This window comes from Psychrobacter sp. CX14, from assembly GCF_057396205.2.
In genome coordinates this window covers 2,023,313-2,037,444 of record NZ_CM183187.1, presented here as the reverse complement: position 1 = coordinate 2,037,444, position 14,132 = coordinate 2,023,313, and the positions used below count along the sequence as shown (strand labels likewise).

Here is a 14,132-nt window from a genome sequence, read left to right as displayed (position 1 = left end):
TGAATGATGCACCGGTATTAACTATCGAGAATATCAACCCACTAACTGAAGATGCCAGTGAAACGGTAGCCGGTGCAGTTGTCGCAACATTTAGCACTGACGATCAAGACGGTGATAGCGTTAATGTTCAGGTCAGTGACACAGATAACTATGCGATAGACGGAAACACTGTAGTGTTAACTGCAGCGGGAGCTGAGTTATTAAATAGTGGTCAAGCATTACCAAGCTTTACGCTGACGCCAAATGACGGTACTGAAGATGGAGCTGCGGTAAACGTCACGCCAGAGTTTAGCTTTGTCAATGATGCGCCGACCATAAGCTTTAAGGACACGATAAGTGAGATTACAGAAGGCGATGCTGTCGCTGGACAAATCATCACCGATGCACAGGGACAAGATGAAGATGGCGACACCCTAAGCTATAGCCTAAACAACACAGACGGCTTCTATGAAATAGATGCTGTTTCAGGAGTGGTACGTCTAACCGAAGCGGGTGCTGACCATGTCAATGCAGGTAATACCTTACCAGCGGTTGATGTGACTGTGACTGATGACAGTGGGGAAGCCAATAACACAGCCAATAATACTCAAGAGCTTCCAGCGACCACACAGGTGAATGATGCACCGGTACTAACGTTTGAGAACACCATTGGCAGCATCACAGAAGATGCAGCAGAGGTAGTTGCAGGCTTAGCAGTGACCAAAGCGGTTGCTTCTGATGAAGATGGCGACACCTTGAGCTATAGCCTAAATAACACTGATGGTTTCTATGAGATTGATGCCAGCAGTGGTGTTGTCACCTTAACTGACGCAGGTGCTGCTCATGTGAACGCCGGTAATGACTTACCAGCGGTTGATGTGACAGTAACTGATGACAGTGGTGCGGCGAATAACACAGCAAGCGGTAGTGAAACACTGCCTGCGACGACTGATGTCAATGATGCGCCAGTATTAACGATTGCAGATGTTGAAGCGCCAGTAGAAGATAGCGCCTCAGCAGGTCAGCTATTAACCACAGCGACAGCGACGGATGAAGATGGTGATGAAGTTACCTTTAGCATCACTGATGGCACAGATCCAAACGGCTACTATGCTATTGATGCAAATACCGGTAACGTAACCTTAACTGACGCGGGCGCTAATGCGGTGAATGCAGGTGAGAACTTACCTGACATACAAATCACTGCAACAGATGGCACTGCTGAAACCCAAGAGACAGCGACTGTTCCAGCGACCACACAGGTGAATGATGCACCGGTATTAACTATCGAGAATATCAACCCACTAACTGAAGATGCCAGTGAAACGGTAGCCGGTGCAGTTGTCGCAACATTTAGCACTGACGATCAAGACGGTGATAGCGTTAATGTTCAGGTCAGTGACACAGATAACTATGCGATAGACGGAAACACTGTAGTGTTAACTGCAGCGGGAGCTGAGTTATTAAATAGTGGTCAAGCATTACCAAGCTTTACGCTGACGCCAAATGACGGTACTGAAGATGGAGCTGCGGTAAACGTCACGCCAGAGTTTAGCTTTGTCAATGATGCGCCGACCATAAGCTTTAAGGACACGATAAGTGAGATTACAGAAGGCGATGCTGTCGCTGGACAAATCATCACCGATGCACAGGGACAAGATGAAGATGGCGACACCCTAAGCTATAGCCTAAACAACACAGACGGCTTCTATGAAATAGATGCTGTTTCAGGAGTGGTACGTCTAACCGAAGCGGGTGCTGACCATGTCAATGCAGGTAATACCTTACCAGCGGTTGATGTGACTGTGACTGATGACAGTGGGGAAGCCAATAACACAGCCAATAATACTCAAGAGCTTCCAGCGACCACACAGGTGAATGATGCACCGGTACTAACGTTTGAGAACACCATTGGCAGCATCACAGAAGATGCAGCAGAGGTAGTTGCAGGCTTAGCAGTGACCAAAGCGGCTGCTTCTGATGAAGATAGCGACACCTTGAGCTATAAACTTAATAACACTGATGGTTTCTATGAGATTGATGCCAGCAGTGGTGTTGTCACCTTAACTGACGCGGGTGCTGCTCATGTGAACGCCGGTAATGACTTACCAGCGGTTGATGTGACAGTAACTGATGACAGTGGTGCGGCGAATAACACAGCAAGCGGTAGTGAAACACTGCCTGCGACGACTGATGTCAATGATGCGCCAGTATTAACGATTGCAGATGTTGAAGCGCCAGTAGAAGATAGCGCCTCAGCAGGTCAGCTATTAACCACAGCGACAGCGACGGATGAAGATGGTGATGAAGTTACCTTTAGCATCACTGATGGCACAGATCCAAACGGCTACTATGCTATTGATGCAAATACCGGTAACGTAACCTTAACCGAAGCGGGCGCTAATGCGGTGAATGCAGGTGAGAACTTACCTGACATACAAATCACTGCAACAGATGGCACTGCTGAAACCCAAGAGACAGCGACTGTTCCAGCGACCACACAGGTGAATGATGCACCGGTATTAACTATCGAGAATATCAACCCACTAACTGAAGATGCCAGTGAAACGGTAGCCGGTGCAGTTGTCGCAACATTTAGCACTGACGATCAAGACGGTGATAGCGTTAATGTTCAGGTCAGTGACACAGATAACTATGCGATAGACGGAAACACTGTAGTGTTAACTGCAGCGGGAGCTGAGTTATTAAATAGTGGTCAAGCATTACCAAGCTTTACGCTGACGCCAAATGACGGTACTGAAGATGGAGCTGCGGTAAACGTCACGCCAGAGTTTAGCTTTGTCAATGATGCGCCGACCATAAGCTTTAAGGACACGATAAGTGAGATTACAGAAGGCGATGCTGTCGCTGGACAAATCATCACCGATGCACAGGGACAAGATGAAGATGGCGACACCCTAAGCTATAGCCTAAACAACACAGACGGCTTCTATGAAATAGATGCTGTTTCAGGAGTGGTACGTCTAACCGAAGCGGGTGCTGACCATGTCAATGCAGGTAATACCTTACCAGCGGTTGATGTGACTGTGACTGATGACAGTGGGGAAGCCAATAACACAGCCAATAATACTCAAGAGCTTCCAGCGACCACACAGGTGAATGATGCACCGGTACTAACGTTTGAGAACACCATTGGCAGCATCACAGAAGATGCAGCAGAGGTAGTTGCAGGCTTAGCAGTGACCAAAGCGGTTGCTTCTGATGAAGATGGCGACACCTTGAGCTATAGCCTAAATAACACTGATGGTTTCTATGAGATTGATGCCAGCAGTGGTGTTGTCACCTTAACTGACGCAGGTGCTGCTCATGTGAACGCCGGTAATGACTTACCAGCGGTTGATGTGACAGTAACTGATGACAGTGGTGCGGCGAATAACACAGCAAGCGGTAGTGAAACACTGCCTGCGACGACTGATGTCAATGATGCGCCAGTATTAACGATTGCAGATGTTGAAGCGCCAGTAGAAGATAGCGCCTCAGCAGGTCAGCTATTAACCACAGCGACAGCGACGGATGAAGATGGTGATGAAGTTACCTTTAGCATCACTGATGGCACAGATCCAAACGGCTACTATGCTATTGATGCAAATACCGGTAACGTAACCTTAACTGACGCGGGCGCTAATGCGGTGAATGCAGGTGAGAACTTACCTGACATACAAATCACTGCAACAGATGGCACTGCTGAAACCCAAGAGACAGCGACTGTTCCAGCGACCACACAGGTGAATGATGCACCGGTATTAACTATCGAGAATATCAACCCACTAACTGAAGATGCCAGTGAAACGGTAGCCGGTGCAGTTGTCGCAACATTTAGCACTGACGATCAAGACGGTGATAGCGTTAATGTTCAGGTCAGTGACACAGATAACTATGCGATAGACGGAAACACTGTAGTGTTAACTGCAGCGGGAGCTGAGTTATTAAATAGTGGTCAAGCATTACCAAGCTTTACGCTGACGCCAAATGACGGTACTGAAGATGGAGCTGCGGTAAACGTCACGCCAGAGTTTAGCTTTGTCAATGATGCGCCGACCATAAGCTTTAAGGACACGATAAGTGAGATTACAGAAGGCGATGCTGTCGCTGGACAAATCATCACCGATGCACAGGGACAAGATGAAGATGGCGACACCCTAAGCTATAGCCTAAACAACACAGACGGCTTCTATGAAATAGATGCTGTTTCAGGAGTGGTACGTCTAACCGAAGCGGGTGCTGACCATGTCAATGCAGGTAATACCTTACCAGCGGTTGATGTGACTGTGACTGATGACAGTGGGGAAGCCAATAACACAGCCAATAATACTCAAGAGCTTCCAGCGACCACACAGGTGAATGATGCACCGGTACTAACGTTTGAGAACACCATTGGCAGCATCACAGAAGATGCAGCAGAGGTAGTTGCAGGCTTAGCAGTGACCAAAGCGGTTGCTTCTGATGAAGATGGCGACACCTTGAGCTATAGCCTAAATAACACTGATGGTTTCTATGAGATTGATGCCAGCAGTGGTGTTGTCACCTTAACTGACGCAGGTGCTGCTCATGTGAACGCCGGTAATGACTTACCAGCGGTTGATGTGACAGTAACTGATGACAGTGGTGCGGCGAATAACACAGCAAGCGGTAGTGAAACACTGCCTGCGACGACTGATGTCAATGATGCGCCAGTATTAACGATTGCAGATGTTGAAGCGCCAGTAGAAGATAGCGCCTCAGCAGGTCAGCTATTAACCACAGCGACAGCGACGGATGAAGATGGTGATGAAGTTACCTTTAGCATCACTGATGGCACAGATCCAAACGGCTACTATGCTATTGATGCAAATACCGGTAACGTAACCTTAACTGACGCGGGCGCTAATGCGGTGAATGCAGGTGAGAACTTACCTGACATACAAATCACTGCAACAGATGGCACTGCTGAAACCCAAGAGACAGCGACTGTTCCAGCGACCACACAGGTGAATGATGCACCGGTACTAACGTTTGAGAACACCATTGGCAGCATCACAGAAGATGCAGCAGAGGTAGTTGCAGGCTTAGCAGTGACCAAAGCGGTTGCTTCTGATGAAGATGGCGACACCTTGAGCTATAGCCTAAATAACACTGATGGTTTCTATGAGATTGATGCCAGCAGTGGTGTTGTCACCTTAACTGACGCAGGTGCTGCTCATGTAAACGCAGGTAATGACTTACCAGCGGTTGATGTGACAGTAACTGATGACAGTGGTGCGGCGAATAACACAGCAAGCGGTAGTGAAACACTGCCTGCGACGACTGATGTCAATGATGCGCCAGTATTAACGATTGCAGATGTTGAAGCGCCAGTAGAAGATAGCGCCTCAGCAGGTCAGCTATTAACCACAGCGACAGCCACAGATGAAGATGGTGATGAAGTTACCTTTAGCATCACTGATGGCACAGATCCAAACGGCTACTATGCTATTGATGCAAATACCGGTAACGTAACCTTAACTGACGCGGGCGCTAATGCGGTGAATGCAGGTGAGAACTTACCTGACATACAAATCACTGCAACAGATGGCACTGCTGAAACCCAAGAGACAGCGACTGTTCCAGCGACCACACAGGTGAATGATGCACCGGTATTAACTATCGAGAATATCAACCCACTAACTGAAGATGCCAGTGAAACGGTAGCCGGTGCAGTTGTCGCAACATTTAGCACTGACGATCAAGACGGTGATAGCGTTAATGTTCAGGTCAGTGACACAGATAACTATGCGATAGACGGAAACACTGTAGTGTTAACTGCAGCGGGAGCTGAGTTATTAAATAGTGGTCAAGCATTACCAAGCTTTACGCTGACGCCAAATGACGGTACTGAAGATGGAGCTGCGGTAAACGTCACGCCAGAGTTTAGCTTTGTCAATGATGCGCCGACCATAAGCTTTAAGGACACGATAAGTGAGATTACAGAAGGCGATGCTGTCGCTGGACAAATCATCACCGATGCACAGGGACAAGATGAAGATGGCGACACCCTAAGCTATAGCCTAAACAACACAGACGGCTTCTATGAAATAGATGCTGTTTCAGGAGTGGTACGTCTAACCGAAGCGGGTGCTGACCATGTCAATGCAGGTAATACCTTACCAGCGGTTGATGTGACTGTGACTGATGACAGTGGGGAAGCCAATAACACAGCCAATAATACTCAAGAGCTTCCAGCGACCACACAGGTGAATGATGCACCGGTACTAACGTTTGAGAACACCATTGGCAGCATCACAGAAGATGCAGCAGAGGTAGTTGCAGGCTTAGCAGTGACCAAAGCGGTTGCTTCTGATGAAGATGGCGACACCTTGAGCTATAGCCTAAATAACACTGATGGTTTCTATGAGATTGATGCCAGCAGTGGTGTTGTCACCTTAACTGACGCAGGTGCTGCTCATGTGAACGCCGGTAATGACTTACCAGCGGTTGATGTGACAGTAACTGATGACAGTGGTGCGGCGAATAACACAGCAAGCGGTAGTGAAACACTGCCTGCGACGACTGATGTCAATGATGCGCCAGTATTAACGATTGCAGATGTTGAAGCGCCAGTAGAAGATAGCGCCTCAGCAGGTCAGCTATTAACCACAGCGACAGCGACGGATGAAGATGGTGATGAAGTTACCTTTAGCATCACTGATGGCACAGATCCAAACGGCTACTATGCTATTGATGCAAATACCGGTAACGTAACCTTAACTGACGCGGGCGCTAATGCGGTGAATGCAGGTGAGAACTTACCTGACATACAAATCACTGCAACAGATGGCACTGCTGAAACCCAAGAGACAGCGACTGTTCCAGCGACCACACAGGTGAATGATGCACCAACTGCGCCTCATATTACTGATTCAGCGAACTTAGAGCGTGGTCAAGCTGTTGCTGGTGATCTTGTGGCGACTGCATCAGGCTCTACAGATGAAGATGGTGATGAGATTACTTATCAGCTTGAGGCCTCATCTAAAGAAGACTATACCATTAACCCACAAACCGGTGAGATTACGCTAACAGCTGCAGGCGCTGATAAAGTGAATGCTGGGGAAAGCTTAGCGGCTCCGATTGTTAAAGCCAATGATGGTGAGCTTGACAGTCCGGTGACGGTAGGTACGGCACCTAGCATTGTTGATACAACAGTTCCTACTGGTGAAGTAAGAAGTGTTCATATTACTGTAGATGCAAATAATGACGGTTATATCAATTCAAATGAGCTAAATGGTGCTAATTCCACCCAAATTAGAGTTGATTTTGATAGTAAAGTTGAGATTGGAGATATTATAAGCTTAGATTCAAAAAATGACGGCACTTATGACAAGAAAATTGTTGTCACTCCAGAACAAATCAGCCAAGGTTATGTGATATTTAACGGTGTAGATTTACCAACAGAGGGAAATAGTCTAACGGTCAAAGCTGCTATTATTAATGATGAGTCAAATAATACAGTTACTGACCCAGTGGCAGTCGATGACAGTGCTCAGATTGATACGATTGCGCCAACACCAACTATCAGTATTAATGAGATTACAGACGATAACATCATCAATGAAGTAGAGGCACTAGCACCGACTATTAATGTCAGTGGTAATGTTACTGGAGAATTTAGTAAAGGCGACGTGGTCACTCTAACAGTTGGTAACAATACATATATTGGTACACTAGATACAAATGGCAATTACATTATTGATGTTCCTACCTCAATTTTAATTGCTAATAGTACTATTAGTACGACTGTAGCTGCAACAGATACCGCGGGCAACATAGGCAGTGCGTCTAATGATAGAACTTACATTGTGGATACCACAGCGCCAACGATTAATATCAGCATCAAAGATATTACTGGAGATGACATCATCAACAGTGATGAAGCTGTTCAAGACATCACCACTATTAGTGGTGTGGTGTCAGGTGAGTTTAATGTTGATGATACTGTAACCATTACGATTGGTGATAATGAGTACACTACTAAGGTTACCGATGAACAAGGCAACTACAGCGTAGAAATAGAAACAAGTGCACTAGTTTCTAACAACGCTGTGACAGCTAGTATCGGCACAAGCGATGGAGCAGGTAACGTCGCTCGCTCAGAAACTACTCGTGATTACAGCGTAGATACAGAAGCTCCTTCTCCAGCAACCATTGAATTACTAGGAGATGAGAATAACGACAGTATTTTCAATATTAAAGAATTAGGTCAATCAGGCACAATTTCAGCTAAAGTAACTGCACCAGAAGATGCAAAGATTGGCGATACAATTTTAGTTACTGATGGAAATAATAATGAAGTAGCAAAATTAGTAGTTGGAACTGATATTTTGATTAATGGTCAAGCTATAGTTAATGTGCCTATCAACGAAGACGGACAAGCTATAAAAGCAACAGTTAGTATTTCAGATGTTGCTGGAAATACTACGGTAGGAAATACTGAAGAAGCTTTGATTGATATTGATATCAGTAATACAACCGTTTCAATTGATTCAATTTCTGAAGATACTGGCGATAGAAACGATGACTATTTAACTAATGATCGAAACATAGTAATCTCAGGCTCAATTGGAAGTGAATTGAAGAGTGACGAAACCGTTCAAATTAGATTAAATGGCGGTGAGTGGCTGAATGTTACTTACTCAGATTTACAATGGAGCTATGACAATAACGCAATAACTCTTGAAGATGGAACTTATGATTTAGAAGCTCGTATTGTGGATAATGCGGGCAACCAATCAGCTTTCGATAATCAAACACTAATTGTCGATACTCAAGTGACACGACCAAATATAAGTATTGATAGAATTACCGATGATACTGGTGATGCTCATGATTTTGTTACCACAGATGCTACGTTAGAGTTTATGGGTTCCATTGGTGTTGATTTAGCTGAAGATGAACGAGTTCAAATCAGTCTTGATAATGGACAAAATTGGCTTGATACAGTTGTTGAGGGTAGAGAGTGGCGTTATGATAATTCAGGTCAATCTTTATCTGAAGGTGTTCATACCATTAAGGCCAGAGTCATAGACAGTGCGGGTAATCAAAGTGATATTCAGGCCGTTCAGAATATTGAAATTGACCAGAGTATTACCCGTACAACTATTAATATTTCAGGTATTTCTGACGATAATGGTTTAATGGATGATGACTTTATTACAAATGATCAAACCTTAGTGTTATATGGTACTTTGGGTCAAGAATTAGCTCCTGATGAAACGGTTAAAATAAGTGTTTCTGATCTTAATGGGGATGTAACGTGGGTTGATGCCAAAGTAGAAGGTACCAAATGGTCTTATGATAATACTCAGATGATTATACCGCATGATACATATAAGGTGAGTGTCATGATTATGGATCAGGCGGGTAACATAAGTAGTAAAGCCGAGAAAACTATTACAATTGATAATGAGTTTTCCAACCCTACTATTACTATTGACTCCATTAATGACGATACAGGTATAGCTAATGATTTTATCACTTTTGACGATACGCCAATTATAAAAGGTACTCTAAGTTCTGAGCTTAAAGATGATGAGAGGGTACAAGTTAGTTTCGATGGTGGACGCTCTTGGAAACTTGCTGAGGCCACCGGTACAACATGGACATACGATAGTAGTCAGACAGTTATAAGAAGTGGCACTTATGATTTTCGTGCTCGTGTGACTGATGTTGCCGGTAATATCACATCGATTGATAATCAGGCTAAACAAGAAATAGTTATTGATACAACGGTTACTAATACTGATTTAAATATTAGCGGTATCACTGTAGATAGTGGTCTTAGCAACTCAGACTTTATAACCAATAATCAAAACTTGATTATCACTACTACTGTATCGAATACATTGCAAGAAAATGAGAAGGTTCAATTAAAAGTTGATCCAGTTAATGGAGGTGAAGGCAGTAGCTGGATGGATGCCACTTTATATCCTAATGGTGAATGGACTTTAGATTATTCTAATACTACGTTAGCTATGGGCGAATATATGGTTCATGCTCGAGTCATTAATGCTGCTGGGAAAGTAGGGGCTTCCGCCGATCAGTCGCTTACTATTGATACGGAGCTTAGCTCAGCGCCAGATATTTGGATTAAGGGAATATCAGATGATACTGGAACTCCTGATGACTTTATAACAAATGATACCACCTTGACGTTTTTTGGAACTTTAAGCGAACCACTTGATCCTGTTGAATTCGTTGAGGTTAGTATAGATGGCGGTAAAACTTGGTATAAAGCGACTAGTGAAGTTACTACTGATACTAATGGGAATGTAACGAATGTAGAATGGTCCTATATTAATAAAGATATATTGAGTGAAGGTGAATATACGCTTCAAGCTCGTGTGTCCGACTTAGCAGGTAATACTCGTGCGGATAAAGCTAAATCCCAAGTCTTCAAAATACAAACTGAACCTGATCGAATTGATGTGCTTATAGATAGTATCAGTGAAGACACAGGAGCCAATAATGTTGATTTTTATACTAAAGATCAAGAGCTTATATTGAATGGAGATTTAAGCCGTGAACTTAAAACGGGTGAACGACTCGAAATTAGTATTGTTAATGAAAATGATACGCCAAGTTATGTTGAAGTAACTAATTTTACGACCGATGAATCAGGTACCCACTGGCATTATGATAATACTAATAGCACACTTTCAGAAGGCAAATATTCTGTAGATGTTAGAGTGGTTGATAATGTAGGGAATATAAGCGGTTCAGCACAACAAAGTTTAACTATAGATACGACTGTTCTAGTACCAAGTATTACTATTGATAAGGTTACAGAAGACAATGGTGAAGATGGTAGCGATTTTATAACCAATGATAGTACACTGATTTTTTCAGGGAGTTTAGGTACTGAATTTACACATGATGAAATTGCTCAAATTAGTCTTGATGGAGGTAAAACTTGGAATAAAGTCAGCGTGTCTGGTACAACTTGGACATATGATGATACAGGTGAGTCTCTTGCAGATGATGTTTACGAAGTTATAGCGCGCATTGTCGATATTGCGGGCAATGAGCGTCGTTCTGAAACTCAACAGATTAAAATTGACACTCATTCTTCGGGAACATTAATTGATATTACTGGTATAACAGAAGATAACGGTATCAGTGGGTCAGATTTTATTACCAATGATGCTGGGCTAATATTTAAGGGTACTTTAGATGGCAAATTAGCCAGTAATGAGAAGATTCAAATCCAGATTGATGGTGGAGAATGGCAGACTGTCACCGACTACGATGCTACTACTTGGCGTTATGACAATTCTGGAAACAATTTATCGAATGCTGAACACACAGTTAATGTTCGTATCATTGATACAGCTGGTAATATTAGTGGTAAAGATACCCAAATGGTAGTGGTTAAGACTACTCCTGTCACTAATACAACGATAACCATTGATTCAATTAGTGAAGATACGGGTTTATCTCCTACTGACTTTATTACTCAAGATCATTCGCTTGTTTTCTCTGGACATTTAGGGACGTCATTACAAGAAGGAGAGCAGGTACAAATACGATTTAAGATGGGTGCTAACGATTGGGACAATTGGGTAGCGGCTACAACACTTGAGGGTACTAATTGGTCGTATAGCAATCCAAATAGACCTTTTGCAGATGCGACCTACCAAGTACAGGTTAGAGTCAGTGATTTAGCGGGTAATGCTACCCCTGATAATCAAATTGCTACTCAAAAGGTAGTTGTTGATAATGAAACATCTAAAGCCACAATATCTATTGCTGGTATTTCTGAGGATACGGGCATTAGTAGTAATGACTACATTACTAACGATCTAACCCTTGGAATCAGAGGGACAGTTAATAAAGAATTAGCTCCCGATGAGGTGGTTCAAGTGAGTCTTGATAATGGCAAAACTTGGAAAAAAGTTACTTTGAATGGAACAGATTGGAATTATCAACCAACTGAAACTGATTCATCACTACCTGAAGGTGTGAATATAATTAAGTCACGCATTATTGATAATGCAGGTAATATAGCCAGTGTAGTTGAAAAGGCCATTAATATTGATATATCTAAACCCGTATTTGGAGCAGTGTCACAAAATCAGACAATTATTGACAAAGGCAGCGCTTATGGCGGATCTGAAGCCAATACCTTAGGTTATTTTGAAGGTTTAAAAGCTGTGGATAGTTTGCTGGGTACTATTTCAGCAAAAGATAACGCCTCAACCTCAGGTTACAACTCAGGTATCGCAAGTTATTCATGGGATACAAGTGTCGGTACTAGTGACCAACGTAGTTGGTATAAACTTGACCCTAAAACTGGTGAAATATCAATGACCGCACAAGGTATTTCGAGCACAATGAATGACTACGATGATAGTGGTTCTAATGCACTTAATAAATTAACATTACGCGCTAAAGTGACTGATGTAGCGGGCAATGTCAGTTATCAGGATGTCAATTTTGAAGTTGGCAATGTCATCGCTTTAAAACGAGTGGAAGATAAGCTTGATAAAAATGTCGGTTTAACGATTGAGGGTCAGTATGAGCCTTCCACGCCAGATGCAGATAGACAAAAAACTTCAGACCGTGCTGATAAGATACTGGTGGGTATGAATGAGGATGGAACACCATTCACCTCTGGCGCCAATATTGGACGAATTAGTAATAGAGATGTATCAGGGGGTTCAAATGGAGAGTATCGTCCCTCAGTATTTGCTTATGATGGGGATGATTATTTGTTTGTTAGCTCAGATATTCAAGAATATTCTAGAGTTTATATGGGTAGAGGGAAGGATACCGTTAATATTTTGGGTTCTGTGACGGGTACCAATCTTAGCGAAAGTGGGAATACCTCAGCTATTTTCTTAGAACAAGGTAATGATAAATTAAATATCGGTGAAAATACTGATGGCGGTTATATCTTTGCTGGTAGTGGCTCTGACTCGTTGGTTTTTGGGCAACAATTGCAAGGTACTGCTCTGGTAGATTTAGGTAGTAATACCCCATTAGATAGAAATGGAAATATTGCTTTACCATACCAACTATATACTAGTAATAATCTAGGTTCAGATAATAATAGGGATAGTGTAGATGATATAAATACGTTAACCATAAACAGTTATGTTGAAGATGACGTAGTGATACGAGGTGGTGATGGACAAGATAATATCACTATTAGTGAGTTTATCCGAGAGTATGTTCACATAGATTTGGGAGGAGGTAAAAACTCTATCACTGTTGGAAGCTATATCGATGGTTCAGGATCAAATAGAACTTCTATAAAAGCTGGATCGGGTAATGACACCTTAGTCGTTGGTAGTTATATTGACGACTCATCAATAGATTTAGGTAATGGCGATAACAATATTATAGTTAAAGGTAGTACAACAAATACTGTGCGAGATACTACTACTATTACTTTAGGTGATGGTAATGACACAGTCAGTATAGTAGGTAATGGCGATTTGAATAGCACTTCTGGTGAAATTCTAAATTCAACAGTACACCTTGGCGATGGTAATAATACGATTACTGTAGGGTTCCGGCTTGATGGCTCAAGTATAATTTCCGGTAGTGGTAACGACACCTATATTCAAAACCATACCGATTCTGCAATGATAGGTCGTTCTAGTATTAATCTTGGTGATGGAAATAATATCATTCATATGAAAGGGTTAATTTCATCAGATTCATCAGTCATAACTGGAAAAGGTAATGATACCTTTAGTTATGAATATAGAGCGCTAGATGGTAGGGTTGAATTAGGTGCAGGGAACGATACCTTTAACTACAGAGGTGGTGATATGAGTGGTAGCGTGAATGCAGGGGCTGGTAAAGACACCTTTAATTTTACAGGTAGTAGCCAGCAGGTTTGGGCTAATGATACTCCAGGCTTTGAGGTATTTGATATGAAGGGCTCTGGTGGGACCTTACATATTACATTAAGCGATATCACAACTGCTGAAGGTAACAAGGTATTTGTCAACGGTGGTAGTAATGATACAGTTGATGTGACTAATCTAAAATTGAACCAGTCAAATCAAACAGTGACTGACCCATTTGGTAATACAGGTACCTATAATGTATATACGGGATCAGGTAGTGATAATATTTTGTATATAGATACTGACATTACGAATATTATTTAA

Annotated in this window: 1 protein-coding gene (cut by a window edge); it reads left to right on the top strand. The window is 42.8% G+C overall.

Annotated elements, in window-relative coordinates:
* Positions 1-14,132, top strand: the final stretch of a protein-coding gene (locus tag AC2SLO_RS08130; RefSeq protein WP_495637064.1) for a GA-like domain-containing protein. It extends 18,409 nt beyond the left edge of the window; the window shows 14,132 of its 32,541 coding nt (coding positions 18,410-32,541); its start codon lies beyond the left edge, outside the window; it ends in the stop codon at positions 14,130-14,132.